General features: G+C 46.4%; 17 protein-coding genes. 9 read left to right on the top strand and 8 right to left on the bottom strand.

Translation table 11 applies throughout. The features are described 5' to 3' along the window. Positions 1-61 precede the first annotated feature (61 nt). Positions 62-1,765: an NAD(P)/FAD-dependent oxidoreductase gene (locus tag QUA80_RS06975; RefSeq protein ID WP_333422654.1), complete on the top strand. Its 1,704-nt coding sequence runs from the start codon at positions 62-64 to the stop codon at positions 1,763-1,765. Between the two features lie 131 nt (positions 1,766-1,896). Here the strand turns inward: QUA80_RS06975 and QUA80_RS06970 are convergent, their stop codons facing one another. Next, entirely contained in the window at positions 1,897-2,652 is a 756-nt protein-coding gene (locus tag QUA80_RS06970) for a Uma2 family endonuclease (protein ID WP_333422652.1), read from the bottom strand. 137 nt (positions 2,653-2,789) lie between these two features. Between QUA80_RS06970 and QUA80_RS06965 the strand changes: the two genes are divergently transcribed. The 4 genes from QUA80_RS06965 to QUA80_RS06950 all read left to right on the top strand — a co-directional run bounded on the left by QUA80_RS06965 (position 2,790) and on the right by QUA80_RS06950 (position 6,217). After that, entirely contained in the window at positions 2,790-3,272 is a 483-nt protein-coding gene (locus QUA80_RS06965) for an FxLYD domain-containing protein (protein ID WP_333422650.1), read from the top strand. Between the two features lie 311 nt (positions 3,273-3,583). Then, positions 3,584-5,311, top strand: coding sequence for an ABC transporter ATP-binding protein (locus tag QUA80_RS06960; protein WP_333422648.1), 1,728 nt, complete (start codon positions 3,584-3,586; stop codon positions 5,309-5,311). Positions 5,312-5,480: 169 nt separating this feature from the next. Next, the gene (locus tag QUA80_RS06955; RefSeq protein WP_333422646.1) at positions 5,481-5,897 is read left to right on the top strand and encodes a XisH family protein; all 417 of its coding nucleotides are present in this window, start codon (positions 5,481-5,483) and stop codon (positions 5,895-5,897) included. After that, the gene (locus tag QUA80_RS06950) at positions 5,885-6,217 is read left to right on the top strand and encodes a XisI protein (RefSeq protein ID WP_333422644.1); all 333 of its coding nucleotides are present in this window, start codon (positions 5,885-5,887) and stop codon (positions 6,215-6,217) included. The genes QUA80_RS06955 and QUA80_RS06950 overlap by 13 nt, the downstream gene beginning before the upstream one ends. Before the next feature lie 52 nt (positions 6,218-6,269). On the opposite strand, the gene QUA80_RS06945 is transcribed toward QUA80_RS06950, so the two are convergent. After that, a complete protein-coding gene (locus QUA80_RS06945; protein WP_333422643.1) occupies positions 6,270-6,461 on the bottom strand; it encodes a hypothetical protein in 192 nt (63 codons plus the stop codon). 22 nt (positions 6,462-6,483) lie between these two features. Beyond that, positions 6,484-10,947: a WD40 domain-containing protein gene (locus QUA80_RS06940; RefSeq protein WP_333422641.1), complete on the bottom strand. Its 4,464-nt coding sequence runs from the start codon at positions 10,945-10,947 to the stop codon at positions 6,484-6,486. A 371-nt stretch (positions 10,948-11,318) separates the two neighbouring features. Between QUA80_RS06940 and QUA80_RS06935 the strand changes: the two genes are divergently transcribed. Beyond that, positions 11,319-11,675, top strand: coding sequence for a hypothetical protein (locus tag QUA80_RS06935; RefSeq protein ID WP_006631047.1), 357 nt, complete (start codon positions 11,319-11,321; stop codon positions 11,673-11,675). A gap of 177 nt (positions 11,676-11,852) precedes the next feature. Here QUA80_RS06935 and QUA80_RS06930 read toward each other — a convergent pair whose 3' ends face one another. The 3 genes from QUA80_RS06930 to QUA80_RS06920 form a co-directional block, all read right to left on the bottom strand. After that, a complete protein-coding gene (locus tag QUA80_RS06930; RefSeq protein WP_333422639.1) occupies positions 11,853-12,821 on the bottom strand; it encodes a YegS/Rv2252/BmrU family lipid kinase in 969 nt (322 codons plus the stop codon). 272 nt (positions 12,822-13,093) lie between these two features. Continuing rightward, a complete protein-coding gene (locus QUA80_RS06925) occupies positions 13,094-13,822 on the bottom strand; it encodes a DUF3891 family protein (protein WP_333422637.1) in 729 nt (242 codons plus the stop codon). A gap of 159 nt (positions 13,823-13,981) precedes the next feature. Further along, positions 13,982-15,574 (bottom strand): metallophosphoesterase, encoded by a 1,593-nt coding sequence (locus QUA80_RS06920; RefSeq protein ID WP_333422688.1) that lies wholly within the window; start codon positions 15,572-15,574, stop codon positions 13,982-13,984. Positions 15,575-16,429: 855 nt separating this feature from the next. Between QUA80_RS06920 and QUA80_RS06915 the strand changes: the two genes are divergently transcribed. Continuing rightward, complete coding sequence (locus QUA80_RS06915) at positions 16,430-16,855, top strand: mannose-binding lectin (RefSeq protein ID WP_333422635.1); 426 nt, start codon at positions 16,430-16,432, stop codon at positions 16,853-16,855. A gap of 186 nt (positions 16,856-17,041) precedes the next feature. Here QUA80_RS06915 and QUA80_RS33720 read toward each other — a convergent pair whose 3' ends face one another. Next, on the bottom strand, positions 17,042-17,206 hold the full coding sequence (locus QUA80_RS33720) for an AAA-like domain-containing protein (RefSeq protein WP_445302211.1): 165 nt from the start codon (positions 17,204-17,206) through the stop codon (positions 17,042-17,044). Between the two features lie 494 nt (positions 17,207-17,700). Continuing rightward, a complete protein-coding gene (locus QUA80_RS06910; RefSeq protein ID WP_333422632.1) occupies positions 17,701-18,756 on the bottom strand; it encodes an alpha/beta fold hydrolase in 1,056 nt (351 codons plus the stop codon). 94 nt (positions 18,757-18,850) lie between these two features. Between QUA80_RS06910 and QUA80_RS06905 the strand changes: the two genes are divergently transcribed. Continuing rightward, a complete protein-coding gene (locus QUA80_RS06905) occupies positions 18,851-19,027 on the top strand; it encodes a hypothetical protein (protein ID WP_333422630.1) in 177 nt (58 codons plus the stop codon). Next, complete coding sequence (locus QUA80_RS06900; RefSeq protein ID WP_333422628.1) at positions 19,024-19,230, top strand: hypothetical protein; 207 nt, start codon at positions 19,024-19,026, stop codon at positions 19,228-19,230. The genes QUA80_RS06905 and QUA80_RS06900 overlap by 4 nt, the downstream gene beginning before the upstream one ends. The last annotated feature ends 800 nt before the right edge of the window (positions 19,231-20,030 follow it).

Raw genomic sequence — 20,030 nt, 5'->3', positions numbered from 1 at the left:
AAATTGCACGATCGAGAATCCAGTTTACATCAAAGTTTTGTTTTGTGAGGGTGTCTTAATTATGGCTAAATCAGGACTGATGGCAATGCTGCGCCGCGCTGCGAGTATTGCCCAGAAATCAAGGGAAACGGGCATTCCGGCTGAGGAACTGCTGGGGATGCTGAGCGATGGCATTCCCAATTCTCCCATATCTAGGCGTAGCTTGCTGCACGGGGGCTTAGCTGCTGCGGGGGCTGTCGCAGCAGCGACTTTTACCAGGGAGGGAGGGGGAGCTTTTGCTCAACAGGGCGGGCGATCCCCGATTTTGGTTGTGGGTGCGGGGATTGCGGGTTTGACGGCGGCCTATCGCTTGCGCCAAGCGGGCGTGCGCGCCGATATAATCGAGGCAGCGAACCGCGTGGGGGGGCGGATACGCACGGTTCCCAAGGTGGCTGGAACGCTGATTCCGGCGGAATTGGGGGGAGAATTTATTGACAGCGGTCATACTAATTTAATCTCGCTGGCGACGGAATTGGGTTTGCGGGCGATCGACTTAGTTGACGTGCAGCGGGGACTGGTTAAGGATACTTTTTTCTTGCAAGGGCGACGATTTTCTCTCGAACAATTAACCGCAGAATTTGCGCCGCTAGCGAGTAAAATTAGCGCTGATTTGCGGGCTATTGGAGATAATATTAGCTATCAAAATTTTACGGAAGCAGCGGAAAGATTGGACAATCTTTCGATCGCTGAATATGTAGACCAAGCTGATACTAGCACGATTGTCCGGCAGTTACTCCGCATTGCTTACACGGTGGAATACGGTCGAGATCCCGAAGAACAGTCGGCGTTAAATCTGCTGTTTTTAATCAGTTCTGCAACTGGCAGTTTTGGATTGTACGGTAACAGCGACAAGCGCTATCAAATAGACGGGGGCAACAGTCAAATTATCAACAGTTTGGCGGGTCAATTGTCTGGTTCGATCGAGGCGGGGACGGTTTTGGAAGCGATTACTCTTTTGCCGGATGGGCGCTATCGGGTAAATTTGCGATCGGGACTAAGCGCGTTCGAGCGCACTTACGAGCGAGTTTTGTTAACTTTGCCGTTCAGCACTCTGCGAGACGTTAAAATTAACGTACCTTTGCCGCAACCAAAGCGCAGGGCGATCGAGCAGTTGGGTTACGGTACTAATTCTAAGTTAGTTACCGGCTACCGCAGCCGAATTTGGCGGGAACTTTATCGATCGACTGCTTCTGTTTATAGCGATTTAGGATTCCAAAATACCTGGGAATCTACGCCTTTCGCTCCTACTCCTAACGGTTTGATAACTAATTTAACAGGAGGAAAGCAGGGTTTGTCGATCGGTGCCGGAACTCCTGAAGACCAAGCACAAAGATTTTTGAACCAATTTGAAAGAGTTTTTCCCGGAGTGAGAAATTTGCGATCGGGCAAAGCTGTGCGAGCTTATTGGCCGGGAGAACGCTTTTTCAAAGGTTCTTATTCCTGTTATTTAGTCGGACAGTGGACGCAAATGCACGGCGTTGAAGGCGAACGAGTTGGGAACTTATATTTTGCCGGGGAACACACTTCGCTGGAAAATCGAGGTTACATGGAAGGCGGTTGCGAAACTGGACAAAGGGCGGCTGTTGAAATTTTGCAAGACTTGGGTTTGATACCTTCTGCTGATGCTTTGAATACTCGAATTGCAAGCAGTTTGAACAGTCCCAGTCCCAGCCGGAAAGTTCCCGGAGCGCGGAATCTTGGGAATACGAAGCCGAGTATTAGATAATCTCGTAAGGTGTACATCTAATTCTTGTTTGCCGTTGCTCCTAGCCCGTGCATCTAATTCTTGTGGGGTGGGCTTTGAGCAACGCCCAAAAATACAATTTAGATGCCCAACAGCTTATGGCGTACAATTTATCAAATAATCTCGTCCGGGTTAATTCCCCGATCGCGCAAATATTCAGCCAGTCGATCGGCCCGTTCACGTTCGCGATCGGCCCGCTGGCGTTCTGCTGCTAACTGTTCTACACCCCATAAAAGCAGATTTCCTGCTTCATCCCACCAGCGCAACCAATAGCCTGAACGCTGTTCTTTCTCCCCCCGCCACGTTCCTAAATACAAACCAATATCTGGCATCCAGTGGCGACCTTCCGCGTCGGGAAATTCTAATTCGTATTTGCCATTTTGCAAGCGATAGACTTCCAGCAAGCCAGTTTCTGGGTCAAAAATGATGTAAGTTGGTACTTGCAGAATTTGTTCGTAAAAAAAACACTTTCCCGGAGGAAAAGTACGTTTGACAGAATATTCGCCGCCGTCTGTTTCCGACAAAAATTCCATGACAATGGTTGGAATTTCTCCTTCCAAGTTTGGGGTATAACTTTTGCGGTCTCTTCTCGATTCGGCGGGCAGTACCGACGGTACATAAACCCAATCTGGTGCTTTGATTACTAACTCGCCGTTGACAGTAGCGCAAATCCCAAAATTGCTGGCTATCAGCATTTGTGGCCCGATAAATCCTCTCAGTTCTAAGATTTCTCGCAGTGCTCCAGCAATTAGGGGTTGACCTGTGTTCTCCACTGGTTTTTCTTCTAATTGGAAGTCGTCTGGCAACTTCTCCCAAGTGACGGTCAGTTCTACCGTTTTTTGTTTTGGGTTATCTTGAGTCGCGACCATGACTTTACTGTTTAAAGTTTGATGTCTTATCATAGCACAGCGCAACGGGAGCGCGACGCACCCTACGTATAGATATGCAAGCGTAAATTTATGTAAATTATCTTGTACAATTAATTTCAGATATTTCCGAAAAAAATATGAATATTTTACATTTAACAGTAGCCTTATCAAGTTTGCTAATCTCGCCGATATCAGCTCGCCCTTTGCTTGCAGACTCTACAAATACAATTACTCAAAACTCATCAGTTGATGAGCCGTTTTGCTACATCAAAACCCCCGACGGCAAAACAGTAGACTTGGGCAAGTTGTGCGAGAAACAGCCAGCCTCTGGAACTTCCCAAACTTGCATTCCCGGTTCCAATATTGCTGCCCAAGTGTCAATTGCGGCGGCAAATTATGACGGCAACTTTTTCAGCGGTCAAGTCCTTAATCAAGGATGCAAAATAATCAAGAATATCAAAGTCAATTATGAAGTGTTGGACGAGTCAGGCAATTTAATTGACAACGGATTTATCTACGCTGAACCAGTTACTCTTGCACCCGGACAGTCAGCCACTTTTCGGGGCGCAGTTGTCGCGGGGGCTAAGGTACAGGCTACTCATGCAGACGGTCAGGAATGATTTTAGATTTTAGATTTTAGATTTTAGATTGAAGAATTGGACAATTAACCGCACGGATGAATCCGGGGGCTTTGTATCCCGGATGCTTTCGGTGAAGAATGATTGTTGAGATTTGCCCGATCGCTGATATCATATTCAGGCTCAGATATCTCTATGACTTACGCAGAGATCCCCCTCGCATGCCCCTTAAAAATGGGGACTTTGAATAATCATAATCTTGTGCCACCCTTACTAAGGGGGGTTGGGGGGGATCGAAGTTTGAATATTCTTGCAGAGATCCCCAAAAACAGAATTTGCGAGGGCCAAATATCTTGAAAACTCGATCGACATACTGGCAAATCTTACCCTACCTCCGTCCCCAAAAACACACCATCGGTAAAGCATTAGCTTGCACCGTAGTATTTACCGTATTTTGGCCGATTATAGCGTGGCTGGTTGGCGAAACAGCCAAATTTATAGGTAAAGGAGATTTACAAGGGTTCGCTCAAATTGCTGCACTCAGCGCCATTATATTTCTACTTCGCGGTACAGCCCAGTACGGTCAAGATACGCTGATGGCAAAAGCAGCTTTGACTATTGCTTTAGAACTCCGCAAAAAAGTCTACTCCCACCTGCAAAAACTCAATCTCGGATACTTTGAAACTGCCAAAACCGGAGACTTATCCTACCGCCTCACCGAAGATATTGACCGCATTGGCGAAGTCGTAAACAAATTTTTTCATCAGTTTATTCCTTGTGTTTTGCAGCTAATTGCGGTTCTGGGATATATGATTTATCTCAACTGGCAATTAACTTTGGGTGCATTAATTATTGCACCGCTGATGGCTATCTTAATTGGCTGGTTTGGCGAGAGACTGCTGAGTTACTCGCGCCAAAGTCAAAATCGCATCTCTGATTTATCCGCTTTGCTGACAGAAGTATTCAGCGGCATTCGTTTAATCAAAGCATTTGTGGCGGAAGACTACGAAATTGCCCGCTTTGCAGAAGAAGCTGAACAAAACCGCCGCGCTAAGTATCTGTCGGAACGAGTAAAAGCACTTCAGTTCGTGGTAGTTGGCTTTCTGGAAGCGATGAGCGTGATTTTGCTCTTTTTCCTGGGAGGTTGGCAAATTGCTCAAGGAAATCTCACAGGTACTCAATTTATTAGTTATATCGCAGGGGTGGCACTTTTAATTGACCCGATCGCCATTACAACTGCTAATTACGGAGATTTTAAGCAGGGAGAAGCTTCTAGCGATCGCATTTTTGAATTATTAGCAATTGAACCAACAGTAGTTGAAAAACCGGGGGCGATCGAACTTCCCCATGTTACAGGCAAAGTCGAATACCGCAATATTAATTTTGCCTATAACTCAGAGACACCCATTCTGCAAAACATGAGTTTGCTGGTGCTTCCCGGAGAAATGATTGCCCTCGTGGGTGCATCCGGTGCGGGTAAAACTACTTTAGTAAACTTGTTACCCAGATTTTACGATCCGCAAGCGGGACAGATTTTAATTGACGGTATTGATATTCAAGATGTCACCTTAAATACTCTGCGGAGGCAAATCGGAATTGTACCGCAAGAAACGATTTTGTTTTCAGGTACAATTGCTCAAAATATCGCTTTTGGGCGATCTTATTATGAACTGAAAGATGTGCAAAAAGCTGCGGAGATTGCTAACGCTCATCAATTCATTAGTGAGTTTCCCGACGGTTATCAAACTTGGGTAGGAGAAAGAGGTGTAAATTTATCTGGGGGACAGAAACAAAGAATTGCGATCGCCCGTGCAGTTTTGCTCGATCCCAGAATATTGATTTTGGATGAAGCGACATCGGCGCTGGATTCGGAATCCGAAGGTTTAGTGCAAGAAGCGCTGGAAAGATTGATGCGCGATCGCACGGTGTTTATTATCGCTCACCGCTTGGCTACTGTGCGGAGAGCCGATCGCATTTTAGTGTTGGAAAAAGGCAGAATTGTGGAATCTGGGACACACGAGGAGTTGCTCGAAAAGGGCGATCGATATGCTGCCTACTACGCTCAACAGTTTAGTCAGTAGGTACATTAGAAACCGGGTTTTTAGCCGTTTCTGCTGGCCTCAACGAAGTATTATAGAAAAAAACCCGGTTTCCGATCGCCCGTGGGTCAGTGATGTTCTAGATGAATAGCGCATATACTTAAAATACAACAACTACCCAAGATATTAAACACAACGAGTCAGTACAACCATGCCTGCTAAAGATGCCTTTCACGAAGTCGTTAAAATCGCTCTCCAGAAAGATGGATGGCAGATTACTCACGATCCGTACACTTTACAGGCAGGAGCTCTCGAACTTTACATCGACTTGGGTGCCGAAAAGGTGGTGGCGGCCGAAAAAGACGGACAGAAAATCGCCGTTGAAATCAAAAGCTTTATTGGCCCATCCAAAATATCCCAATTTTACACAGCTTTAGGACAATTCATTAGTTATCGAGCCGCTTTACAACAACAAGAAACTGACCGTATTTTATACCTGGCAGTACCCAGTAATGTCTACGATAGTTTTTTCACAATCGGGTTTATTCAGTCTTTAGTTCAACAAAATCAAATTCACTTGATGATTTACGATATAGAGCAAGAGGCGATCGCACAATGGCAAATGTAGACCTTTACAGGCAGCACATCCAAAATCTGCTCTCCCAACACGCTAGTCTTGTTTGGGATGAGCGCATTCAGGCTCAAACTATCTTTGATGTCGAGCGCGATCATTATCAATTAGTATATGTCGGCTGGCGCAATCAGCGGCGAATTTACGGCCCGGTTTTGCACCTGGATATTAAGGACAATAAAATCTGGATTCAGCAAGATGGAACCGAGGTGGGTATTGCTAAAGAACTCGTAGAATTGGGAGTTCCTAAACAAGATATTGTACTTGGCTTTGACCCTCCTAATATGCGAAAATTGAGTGAATTTGCCATAGAATAAATTAGGTTTAACTGCTCCAGTAGTTTCTTTATTCTTGAAGTTCCCGGTCAATTTATTCAGCAGTTCTGGAAACATGACGGCTGCGGATTTCTGTAAGCAATTCCAACACTTTAGGCCGCCACGGAGGCTTTTCTGGTATAATCACAAACACTTCAACCTCTTCACCCACAGATCCAGGCGGCACTTGAATTTCAAGTTTATTTCCTGCAAGAACTTTGGTTGTAATCCGTATTGCTGACTGCATAGTTTCTTCTGTTGTGCGACGATCAATTTTCAACAGCCCCTAAAGCTTTGAGCGTGGCTTTTTCAACTTCCGTTAAACCCGTAACTCCTGCAATATTCATGTTTTCATAAGGTCTGTCACTTTTGAGTATTTTGAGGCACTCACCAGTCTCAATCTCCCAAATCATAATTGTGCCATCCCGACTGCAAGTAGCAATCAGTTTATCATCATAATTGAAGGCAAATGAGTTAATTCTACTGGTTTGATATTGCAAAATTTTTAGACACTCACCTGTACGAATATCCCATAATCTTACCGTGTGATCGACACTTCCACTAGCAACTAATTCACCAGAATAACTAAAGGCAACTGAACGTATCCAATCAGTATGCCCGTGAAAAATGTTGACGCATTCACCGCTGTTGATATCCCACAGTCTGACTGTTTGATCGATACTTCCACTGGCAAGTATTTCACCGTTCTGGCTAAAGGCGATCGCGCGTGCCCAACCGGTATGCCCCTGCAAGATTTGGAGGCATTCACCAGTATGGATATCCCACAGCCTCACCGTTCCGTCATAACCTGTACTGGCAAATATTTCGCCCAAAGGACTGAAGGCAACCGAGTATAAAGAACTGTTATGCCCTTGCGAGGTTTTGAGGCATTCACCACTGCGGATATCCCACAGCCTCACCGTTTGGTCATAACTACCACTGGCAAGTATTTCACCCGAAGGACTAAAGGCGATCGACCGTACTTCTTTGCCGCACTCTAGCAAAGTATGGAGGCATTCACCACTGCTAATATCCCACAGCCTCAGCGTTTGGTCATAACTTCCGCTAGCAAGTATTTCACCGTTTGGATGAAAGGCAACTAAATGTACCCGATCGAGATGGCCCTGCAAGATTTGAAGGCATTCACCAGTGTTGACATCCCACAGCTTGACTGTTTGTGCGTCATCTCCGCTGGCAAGAATTTCACCGTTTGGACTAAAGACTACTGACCTTACTTGAGTGCTATGCCCTTGCAATGTATTCAAGCATTCACCGCTGTTAATAGCCCACAGCCTCAGCGTTTGATCGTAACTACCGCTAACAAGTATTTCACCAGCAGGATGGAAAGCCACTGACCCTACTTGATTACAATGCCCTTGCAAAGTATTCAAGCATTCACCAGTCTTGATATCCCACAGTTTTGCTGTTTGATCGTAACTTCCACTGGCGAGTATTTCGCCATTTGGACTGAAGGCTACTGACCGTACTTGATCCAAATGTCCCTCAAAAGTTTTGAGACATTCACCGCTACCGATATTCCACAGCCTCACTGTTTTGTCACCGCTTCCACTAGCAAGTATTTCACCAGTAGAATTGAAAGCCACTGAAAACAGGTTTTTAGTATGACCTTGCAAAGTTTTGAGACATTCACCGCTACCGATATTCCACAACCTCACTGTTTTGTCGCCGCTTCCACTGGCAAGTATGTCGCCAGCAGGATGGAAAGCAACTGAAAATACAACTTTAGTATGGTCTTGCAAAGTTTTGAGGCATTCACCCCTGCGGATATCCCATAACCTTATCGTGCGATCGAAACTCCCACTAGCGAGTATATTTCCCTCAGGATTGAAGGTGACAAACATTACTGATTCGGTATGTCCGTGCAACACTTTTAAACATTCACCACTCTTGACATCCCATAACTTGATTATTTTGTCATAACTGGCGCTAGCCAATATCTCACCGTCAGGACTGAAGGCGACTGACTCCACCACGTTGGTATGTCCTTTACAGGTCAATATTTCTCTGCCACTGCTAGCTTCCCACAAGCGAACTACGCCATCACTATCACCTGTAGCTAACAGTTTGCCATCTGGACTAAATATTACCGATCGCACACTACCGAAGACTTTAGTAAAAGCAGAATTAGCCAAATTTGCTTCAGAAAAATTCACGTGGTGCAGTGTCGCATTTGTAAAATCAGCACCTAAAATAACGGCACTAGAGAGGTCTTTACCTTCTAAAGCAGTCTTGTCCTTTTTTAACAACAGCGTCGCCGCATTCCCTCCCACATAACCTACTTCGGTTTCAGTTTTACCTCGCGTTGCGGCCAGAATTTCTATAAGAGGCAAAACCCCGGTTTCAGAAACCATCGGCAACAACAAATCCATGACTGCTTTCGTCAGCGGCACTTGTCCGAAACTTTGACGAAGTTGCCCCAAATCTTCAGCAACAAATCCCTTCAAAGGCGCGATAAGTTCGTTGTTATTTCTCTTCTGGGCCTGAAGCCGACAATAATTTGACCAAGTGTACGATCGCGGTTCTGCATCAGGGTTGACACAAGACTGTTCCGGCGCTACTAATTCGGTAAAATCTGCGGCCAAAACTCCCAATTCCGCTGCAAATTTATAAGCGACAAAAAACTCTAATAACGAACGGTGCGCCGGAGTATAATCGCCATCGGCATTGCGAATCAGCATCGTTTGACCCATCATGTCGTAGTGCCAGTGGTCTAAGTCTTTTTCCTCTTGGACGACGGAACCAAACAAGCTGCGGATGCGATCGGGAAAACCGCGATAATTCAGGCTCATTTGGTCGGTAGACAGCATTTCCCAAGACAGTTCGCACAAAAAGTAAAGCTTATCTGCTAACGAAGTAAAAGTACGTTCTGCTTTGATATCTCTCTCTATCTTCCGACGCACCGCATACAGATAGATCCGCGACATATCTACTGGTTTTCCAGCTTCTATATCGGGCAATGCTTCCAAAATTAACTCGGTCATCACCGGGCGACGTGCTAAATCCAATAACTGCGGGTTTCCCATCACTTTTTCCACAGTCGCCGCTTCTGTTTGAAATGACAGCGCTTGCCCTATTTGCTCGTCGTTAAATTTCTCTAATTCTAAGACTTCAAATTGGGGAGTTTCGCCTGTTAAAATGGTTGTTGATGCTTGCAGTTCTGCATTGAACAATGCCCGTCCTTCCTTGCCTTCGGGAAAATGTTCGGTACGGCAAGTGAGGATGACTTTTGCGCCGGGAACGACGGCTTTTGCTAGTTCCCAGAAGTTGTTGATGGTTTCTTGCCGATCGCACTTAGCGGCCATTTCATCAAAACCATCGAAAATCAACAGAAATTTACCCATGCGATTCAGTTGTTCAAAGGCCGAATAACCCGCCAAAGGTATCTCGTGCTTGCGAAAGAAAAACTCGGAAAATAGCGACTCGACACTAACTGCTTTGGCGTAATCCCGCAGCGGAATTACTAACGGCAAACGCGGACGTTCTAAGCCGCGCTTTTGAGCATCTCGGTAGCGTTGCAGCGCCATCCAAGCATAGTGCATCGCAAACCAAGTTTTCCCGGTTCCAAATTCTCCTAAAACTGAAATATGTTCTTTTACTGGGTCATTCAACCACAGGTCAATATAACCTTCGATCCAGCCATCTCGCCCGTCATAATGACTCACGCCTATCTTGCGCTGAGTATCGGGGTCAATTTCTTCTTTTGTACAAGCTAGCGGCACATATTTGGTATCAATTCCTCGGCTGGTAATTTCTGTTTCTAGCCAATCCAGATAAGCCGTAAAATCGGCATCTTGGTCGAGCAATTCATCGAAGGTATAGCAAGCTAGATCGCGATTTTCGGCTTTCTTTACTTCATCCCGCGCGGCGCGACTGATGCGGCGGGCGGTGACTAACCATCCTTCATCAGTGCGCTGTTTTTCCACCGACTCGCGCAAGGCTAAGATGTCTCTGAGTCCCGCTTCTCCGGCAATTCCGCGCACTAAAATGCGATCGTACCGATTGCGTCTAACCGGGACATTGATAATCCATTCAAAATAGTTATCTTCCGAGATTTGATAGGTTTCAAACTTATAACTTAATGTTTCAAACCACCCGCGAACTTGTTGCGATAAAATAAAGGCTTGAGACTTTTGAATATTAGTTGATGCTGCTGCGGGAAGTGCCAGATAATCTTCGGTTTCTAACCGTGCAAATTCGGTGCGAATTCCTTCTATAGTGGGGAGGCGTTCGATGCGATCCATTACCATAGATAGGCGTTTTTGCAAAGAGGCGATCGCATTTCCCACCATCACATCTCCCAGCGTCCGCGTCCGCTTTGCGACTTCCATAAACACGGCCGCAAATGCCATGAATTCCCGTCTGGGGTCAATGCCTAAATCTCGAATTTCCCGCCCCAAAGCACTTTCGTTGAGAAAGTCATCGCCTGCTTGAATTAAAATGGCTGGGCTATCGGACTCGAAAGCTTTGCGAAATGCTGATTCAATCTCTTTTTGGCGAAATAGTTCTAAAATCTGCTTGGGTTTGCCAGCGCCGTACTCTACTAAAGTATAAACATAAACTCCGCTAAAATCTGCAGGCGGCGCATCGGGGTCGAGGTTAAATCTTTTTAAGAGTTTGATGACAGTTTCGTTGCGCTGAAACTTGTCTTTTACGGTGCCGAAGGGAATTGCCGTCAGGAGGCTGATAACTAAGTCGAGACTAATTGGGATCATTGAGGTCTTCCTGTTTATCCGGGTTCGTAATGCTCAAATCTCAAATCGGTAGGCTGTGTCCCTGAAATGCGCTGCGGGCGATCGCAAACTGCTCTATTTTTATGTTAACAGGATTTACGCGCTCCGGCTCCTAGAAACCGGGTTTTTACCGAATCTGCTGGCTGGAACGCATCTCTTCGTGAAAAACCCGGTTTCTGGGTTCCACGCGCAAGTTCCACCCTCAAAAATATTAGCATTTTTTCCTCAAGGCGACAACAATAAAATAGAGGAGAAAATGACATATATTGTAGTATAAAAAGCTCTGATATTAGTTGTTATATCCTAATGCAAAAGCTAAAATATAGATAACTAACAAATAAATCTTGCTATCTATGAAAATACAATCTTCTGTCTTAGTCCACCTGGGATTTGGCAAATATGTACGCTCCGATCGAGTAACAGCAGTAATACCAATTGAAGAAGAACGGGGGCCGGGTCGGCGCACTTTCGTGCACGTTGATGGCGAAGCAGACCCGATCGTTGCTTCGCGCGCCGAAGATACAATCGTTCGCGATTTGGTGCAGGAACCGCGCGAAATAACTCAAGCCAGGCAGCAACAAGAAATCCTGCAAGATTTGCTGGCAGATTTGAGCAATGTTAACGTCACCGTGCGCCGGATCAGCCGCGATGAAGGCGGACTCGATCTCGAACGTTTGGAGCGCCGAATTCGCCAAATCTTAGACGCCTAAAAATAAAAGACCGCCCGCGCGGTCTTGCTTATTTTTGAGATATCTTGCAAAAGTCCTTTTAGTCAAATGTTGGAACGGGTTCTCCTGCCCGTTCCACAGAAAAAATAATTTTGTGGAACGGGGATCTTGCCCGTTCCAACCTATTTTTGCAAGAGGTCTTTTGTGCCGCAGCCAACTTTAACTTAAGGGTTTCAGTGTAATTTCGATGTCCGCTAAACCGGTGAGTTTTTCCACCAGGGGCTCTTCTTCAACTCGCGGTACAAAAATAGTTAAACCTCCCGGAACGCACTCAATAGAAACTGGAGTCATGCCGATGATTTCGCCGTCTACAACCACTTTTTGAGCAGGATCGGCACTTATTTTTACTTTTTTTGCCCGCAAATAACCGATGTCGTCGCGATCCGTAGCATTGCCGCTCAAAGCTGTTTGCAATAGGTGATAAGAAGCTGCGATCGCCCCAGCTTTGTTCTCGGGCGCCACCAGCGTTACGTCCAGCAAGCCGTCATCAAAAATAATCCCGGCAGGCCCTTGAGCTAAAATGGAAGTAGGCGGCGCTGCATTCGCCACTGTCACGGCGACAGCAGTCAGGCTGATAATTTTATCTTCGGTTTCGATTTCGGCTTCAAATCTTTCTAAATTGTTTAACTGTTTAATTCCCGACAGAATGTAAGCCAGCATTCCCCAGCGATTCTTCATTTCGCGATCGGCTAGTTCGACAGTTTCCGCCTCAAAACCCACTCCAGCTAACAAAACCATCGGCCTTTCACCGTTGCAAATCCCGGCATCCACCACCCGCGTCAACCCTCCCAAAATAGTGGCGCAGGCAGCTTCAATTGTATTCGGAAGGTCTAAAGCATTAGCAAAAGCATTAGCAGTTCCCCGCGAAATAATTCCTAAAGGAATATTTGTGCCCACAATCGCGCCGGCAACTGCTGATAATGTGCCATCGCCCCCGGAAGCAATAATTGCCTCAACTCCCCTAGCCACTGCTTCGCGGGCAATGTCATCTGCGTCTACTTCTGGGGTTGTCAGCCGAATGTCTAAGTCAATAAAAGGCTCTAAAAGTTCCTGAATTCTAGCTAAGTCTTGGTCTGGGTCGCTGTTACCGGCGACAGGATTGAAAATTAGACAGGCTGAACGTTTCATATGTGGTAATAGGTAATTGGTAATGGGTAATGGCGGAACTCAAACCATCAATTTTTTTTTGTATTGAAGTTTCGATGCTCCTAAATCTCTCTTAATAAGACCCACTTTAATTGTTCTTGTCCCACCCCCTACTCCCCTTTATTGAGGGGGGTTAGGGGGGAGCAAGACTCAACTATAACCCTGATTTAGACATGGTTTTAACCTTAAATTTACACAAATGCAAGGCCAGCCAAACTCCCACAACAACCCTCACCTATTTTTCAAAGGTTTAATTAAGACTTGACAAAAGTCCACTCTAAGAGTTTGCGCGGAGCTTTTTGCAGCGCTTCCTTGATTTCCTGGTTGCTGTCGAACTTGACTTTATCCAAGTGGCATGCTTCGACGTTAACAGTAAACTTATCGTCTTCAAAAGGCCAAGGAGTTACAGTCACAAGTTCGTTGCTGTTCTGTGCAATATCGTAGCGCTTACCGTCCGGGCCGACACTAATTTCTAAAGCTCGTTCTCCGGCGGGTAACTCGCGGCTGCAAAGAATTAATGATAGCCGATCGCACCACTGGAAAAAAGCATAAGCTGCTTTAGCATCTTTATCGGAAATTTGCAACTCTTTTTGCCATTTTTTTTGATTTTCCAGTTGTTCGTCCAAAAACTCGTCGAGTTCCTTGGACTCTCCCCGCTTGCCTTCGTTGAGATAGCTCATGTGCATAGAAATCAGCATGGCTACCCAGCGACCGCGATATAGGGCATTCTGCGTCATGGCTTTAATTTTCGGCACAGAGGTTTCCGTCTGCAATGTAAAATCCAAGGGCGCACCCGCTTCAGTCAAAATATTTTCTTCCCACTCTTTCTCCAAATCATCGTGATGCGAAATAGCCGCTATGGTTTCGTAGAGGCGAACCGGACATTTCGAGCGCTTCCACTGTCCGCCAAGTTGCGCCGCGAGCAAAGCGTGGGCGCGGTGGTAAATAATTTCCCAGCCGGTGGCGGTTAAATTAGCAATCATGGAATTTTTGTCCTGAATTAAGTGAGGTTGATTTTGTGGAAATATCGATCGCACTAATTTATGTAGGGCGCGCAATCCGCACCCTACTAACTTATTAGGCGCACTACTAACTTGCGTCCACCTTTTTAAGGGGGATCGAGACTTACTGAAAAACGAAAGTTAAATCACAAAAGGTTCGATCGAGATCTCGTGCCATTTCCCCTCAAATCGTTCGACAACCAAAGGTCGGATGCGGAACTTCGGGGGACACCCATCGAGAACATCAATCCGCAAACACGAATAAGGACGGCGTTTGTGGGAACCTTGACCGCTGCGGCCGACAAATAGCAAAGATTCCGCTATCCGCCGAGAGCCTGTTTGCGCTCGCCCGCCCTCACGCGCCAGCCGATCGGCTTCTGGACTCAATACTTCCTCCAACACCGGCCCTTCCGGGCGCTGGCGCCGCAGACTGTGACCGCTTCCACCGCAGACAATCCAATTAATCCCAGAGTCACCGTGTCCGGTATCCCCGGTCCGCAGGTATTCCAAACAGTGAGCGTGGCCCGTCAGCACCAAATCTACTAGCGGACGCCCCCGCGCCGCCTCCCCAACTGCATCGGCCACCCCGTCGAGTACCTCGCGCAATCGCAACCGAACCGCCAAAGTTTGAGCTTGATTCCACTTTGTCGCCTCCGTGACGTAGGGGGGATGGTGCAGGTAAATTACCCGCCCCCGCACCTCGGAATCAGCCCAAGACGCAATCAGTCTTTTTTTCAGCCATTCGAGCTGTTCAAAGTCTGTAGCTGTTTTGTTGGGCGACAGTTGTTTGTCAATGTCCATCAGGATTTCGTCAACTTGCTCTAATTTGGCGGCTAAGTCGTCTAGCTGTTCGGCTTCCTCGATAATTAGGGGGTTCAGCCGAGCGCAGATTTCGAGCAATGCCAATTTTTCTTGTTCCAACTTCTGCCGGTCGAGTTCCAAATTCTGGCGGCGAATGTCGCCCTGTTTGGTTTTCGGGATCGGCAAGGGCTCGTTGAAGGTGTTGGAGTCGAGGGCGAAGAAGTCGATACCGCCGCTGCGGAAGGTGTAGTAGCGGTTGGGTAAGCGGGTAAAGCGTCCGGGTTGATACCGGAGGCAGCGACCGGTGCTGGTTCTGGCAGTGTAGTGGGCGTCTAGGTGGCGATCGATCTCTCCCGGCATTTTGTGAGCTTTGAGGTAGTCGAGAAACGCTTTAGCGTAGGTATTTCCGCGATCGGAACCGTGCCAGCCGACATCGAGATCCAACTTGGAACCCAGCAGCCGGCGCAGCGGCAAAGCTGTCGCCGACAGAATGCCGTAAACTATGGGCAAGTCGTAATAGTCGTGGTTTCCCGGTACGGGTAAAAACGGAAAGTTAAACACCATGCGATCGTAGGCAATCCGGGAGGGATGCTCGCCGCCGACTATAAATTCTCGGTAGGGGCGAATAAAGTTTTGCAAGTAATATTCGCTGGAACCGACGAGATAAACTACATCGCCCGTGTGGAGGAGGAAACGGCAATTTTCGCGCTCCGAGAGCATCAGTTCGGCCACTTGCCGCTGGGGATTGTGGCCGCGGTGGTTGCCCGTGCCGCTGTCGCCTACTACTAAAAACGAAAACTCTGGAGAGTCGGTGGTTGGAGTTTCTAAAACTATCCGAGTTTGGTCAATTCCCCGATTGACGATCGACTGTTCTTGCCACCGCACCCGCTCTTTCATTTTGCGGATTTTGACTGTTATTCGCGGGTCGGACACGAATTTCAATTCACCTCTTCTCCCAAATTGCTGAGTTCTTCGTTAATCATAGTGTAGCGATCGGGCCAGTTTTTACCTCTCTCTAAAAGCTGAAAATAGATTTACAGCCCTTGTAGGGACACGGCACGGTGTTCAATTCGTGACAGCAGTCGCCTAAAACCCTTGATACAGCAGATTCCACGTTTATAGAAGTACACCCGCTTCTCGATCGCGGACTGTAGGGACACTCCAAGAGCCGTGTCCCTACCTCTGCTATGTACCTCACTTACCACCAAAAGTGCTGTAAATATAGTAGTTTTTCCCGGTTTTGGCTCTCCAAGATAGACACCTATCAACAGATTTACTGATAAGAGAAATCACCGCGATGATACATCGACCTGTGCGAGTGGTAGCTTGAAAGATGTCCCACCTGACATCAGCAATGGAATAATCGCAAGCGCCTAGAAGCCGTAGAGCAAGCGCTACAGGAAATTCAGTCAATACTGTCAAGATTTGAGGATCGCGGTGAAAAGGTTATGCCAACAACGCCAGATTAGGCATAACCTTGTAGGCGGGAATCACAGGGCAGAGGAAAGGGGAATGGGGAGTAGGGAATAGGGGAGAGGGGAAAGGTGGACGCGATCGCAACGTCAAGCTGTGACCTCAATCACTTGGAAGAGCGTCCAAGTTTGTATACTTGTCGCGCTTTTGTTTGGCAAACAGGAATGCCGTAGAGTTCGCAACGCGGTAAAATGCGATGTCTACGACGGGCTACTTTCTACGCACTCATGTTTGAACCTTAATTATTGACAAAGCTCAAATAATCATTTAGTCTAAACACTTAGAAACATTTCAAAAAAAAGAGGTTAATAGACAATGAAGAAAGTCTGGCTACTACTGAGAGTTGCTATGGTCTTTTTGTTTGCTTTCGTTATGTCACTTAACTTTGTTGTTGATCAAGCGATGGCGACAGGTCAATTTAGCCTAAGCTGTGACAAAGACAACATAGAGCTTAATGGTTCAACCCTATCAACGAAGTGCAAAAAAAGTAATGGCGATTCTCAGGAAACCTCCATCGACTTAAATCGATACATTGGCAACCACGATGGAAAGTTATCCTGGGGTGATAAGGATTTTTCTAAAACATGCAAGAATACTGGTCTAGCACAGTTGCTGAATACCAGACAATTAATACTCGTTGCTGAATGTCAACCAGCAGACGGAGGAAATACATATTATCCATCAGAGCTTGAGCTAGATGCTCACATTGTCAACGCTGAAGGCACCCTAAAATACGAATAATTGTAGTCAGCGTGTGTGCAGGTTGGGAAAATCTCAACCTGTAATTTGTTTAGGTCGCTTCTTGTAGCAAGTCTTCAAGCGTGATTTTTTAACAGCACAGATAATTTGGCAAAAACTTTAATGGGATGACTGAACTCTTGTAAGCCGATTATTCAGGGAATTAAGAGTGGTTTTAAACCTGGATTATTACACAATTGCCGATAGCTGTTTTGCAAAATAAATACGGTAGAGTTCGCAACGCGGTAAAATGCGATCGCCCTCAAAGCAAATCAATCCCATACTTTCGAGCTTATAAGCCTCTATAGGATTAAGAGAAATACTTTTCTCGGTCGTGACAACTTTCTCATACAGCGGATTCCAGGTTTATGAAGTACAGTAGCAGCAGCTTGTAAACCAGTTTTTCAAGTGCTGTGGATTAACCAAATCAAGCGCCGTAGCTAGTAAAATATCAACCATCTTGGTAGTAGTGGGCGAAAACTTACGTAAAAAAGCTTTGAGTTGTGACCACCATAATTCGATTGGATTAAAGTCAGGAGTCGGGGGGTGATAAATTCAGAACACTCGCACCAGCGGCTTGAATCAGTGGTTCAATCGCTGCCAGCTTATGGGCTGGGAGATTATCCATAACAACTACTGCACCTTTCCCTAAATTTGGCACTAAAAAGTGTTCAATTATGTACTCAATACAGGGTACCATATATACATGGAATCTGCTGTAAATCTCGCAGTAATGTCAAGTGTTTTTGCGAAATAGTTTTAACGTTCTGGACTGGATCGATTAAACCCCCTAATCCTTTCCTCCCGGCCACTATTGCCGAGGAGTGTTCAGGTTTTATCTGATAATCTCAATCAACACTCAAGGCATCGAACCACTGTAAAATCCGATTCCATGCCCACCACCGATCGCGATCGGCAAATTGATGCTGACAGCGTTTACTACTGATATACCCAACATGACCGCCGTAGGCTGTCAGCACTAATTCTAAGGCTGGATTGTTCGCGCTAATGGCTTGCAACTCAGAGACAAGCACCGGGTCAAACATCGGATCGTCTGCTGCATAAAGGATGAAAGTGGGTTTTTTGAGGTGAGGCAAAATATGTAGAGCGCTGCTAGCGTCATAGTATTCTTCCACAGAGGAGAAACCTAACCGCCCAATTACCAATTCGCGGTCAAAGCCCCAAATGCTGTTGGCGCGTTTAATAGCGGCAGGATCGATCGCCCCCGGATGCGATGCGGCGATGTTTTTTGCTAGTTTTTTTAACTGTCGCGCGATTGCTTTTTCTAAAAATTTCCCCCACTCATCTTTAACCAGATAAGACAGAGAACGGTTCGAGTCCAAGCTGGGGCAAATCACCGCCGCACCTGCTAGTTCTGACTCTTCGATTCCTAAATCAGGCCCCCAATCTGCGATCGTCTGAGCTGATTTTACCGCCCACAAGGCTAATTGCCCGCCCAGCGAATAACCCGTGAACCAAAAAGGGGCGGGACATCCCATTTCTTTAGCCGCGGCAGCAATCCGAACGAAATCTTCGCCTTCGTACAGGCCATCAGAAGTCAGGGTGGGAGAGAGTTGGGCAGTTTTGCCGTGAGCTCGCCAGTCAAATAATACCACTGCACAGCCTTGGGCATAGGCTTTACGGCCTAGCAGCCTGAGAAACCATTGATTATCCAGATCGCCAGTAATGCCGTAAGTGCCGACAATGGTATATCGGGGATTTTCGGGGATGGCAACCCAGCCGAAAATCGGGACTCCACAGGCACCAGTAAAGATGTGTTCTCGGTAAGGGGGCTCTGGGTCAGCGATCGTCTTTTCCCAACGGCGACTAGCCTTTAATGCGGTGTACAACGTCATTAACATGCCGTTGTTCAGCAGCCAAGGCGGAGTATAGGCAATGGTCATAAGCGGATGTCTGAAATGTCTGTCTCGTTGGTGGGATGTTTTTACTTGACAGGTTGGCTATTCTAGCGAATAACCCTGAAAACCGCAATACTTTTTGAGTAAATGCACTCAAGGGCGAAGTCAAGCCAAAATAATAAATCAACTCTATCTCAGCGAGGAAAAACCTATCGACAATATCTACGGCAACCTTCAAGGTTTCAAGAAAAATCCGGTCGATCAACTCGAAAAGCTTTACCGCTTTGTGCCTGCATTAACCGGTGGGGACAGGTGATAGGCATTGGTGTTGCTACCCCTGACCCAACCAAAATCCCGCCCTTAGAACTGCCGTGCTACGGAGGTGGCAGTCTCAGCGGTATTCCCTGTAGCGCCACTCACCTCACGCCGGAACCCCCCAGCAAGTCGGCACTCACAGCAATGGCTATTCAGCTAAAACAGAAATCGGTTGGGGCTGGACTTGGCGAGGGATCTCGCTAACCCTCCCGACATAAAAAAACTCAAAACTCTTGTGGTATCGCTTTTGTGTCACAAAACGTCAGAGTTTAATAGACTAAAATATCTCAAACCGGAGCTGGGTCTATGGTTAAACCTGACCAACCTAATTAAACTTTGAAATTGATTGATGAGTATTGTAGCTGTTACAGAAATCTGTTTCCAGAAGTCCGAAGCTTTGAAGATTTTACCCACCTTCATGCTGGAATAATTTCTGACTCAAAGCCCAGTTGGCATCGGGTTACAAACACACCGCAACTGAGAAACTCAAAGGCATAATTAGCCGCCAATTCACCCGACGCTACGCCTCAAAAAAAGCCGGATGAATTACTCAGACAAGTTCCAGCAAATGGTTGATGAATATAATGCAGATCCCGCAAGGTGGAGATATTCTTTGCCGATTAGGTGGAGTTTGCCCAAGAACTCAACCTTGAAGATAAACGGGCAATATTCGAGAATTTGGCAGAGGAATAATTAGCAATTATTGACCTGTTGACAAAGCAAATATTACTTTAACCGAACTAGAAAATCACGAAATTAAGAAAGTAGCAAAGTAACTTTTGTCAACCCTCACTCAAAAAAATTAGTTTGAGATTGGCGCAGGCGACAGCAAACCAAGGCAGCATTTAAAGTGGCGATCGGAGAAATTTTAGAGTGACTGCCAGAAAGCTACTCAATCGAAGCGTATTAGGGGAAATGTCAAGAAGTTTACCAGCACGTCTGGGAATCTGATTCAGAGGCCGGACGCAGTATTTACACCGCAGCAGCTTAAAGGTGGTGTAAAT

Origin of the sequence: Microcoleus sp. F4-D5, assembly GCF_036704885.1 — a bacterium.
In the GTDB taxonomy this organism is placed as follows: domain Bacteria; phylum Cyanobacteriota; class Cyanobacteriia; order Cyanobacteriales; family Microcoleaceae; genus Microcoleus.
This window is presented reverse-complemented; position numbering and strand designations above follow the sequence as displayed.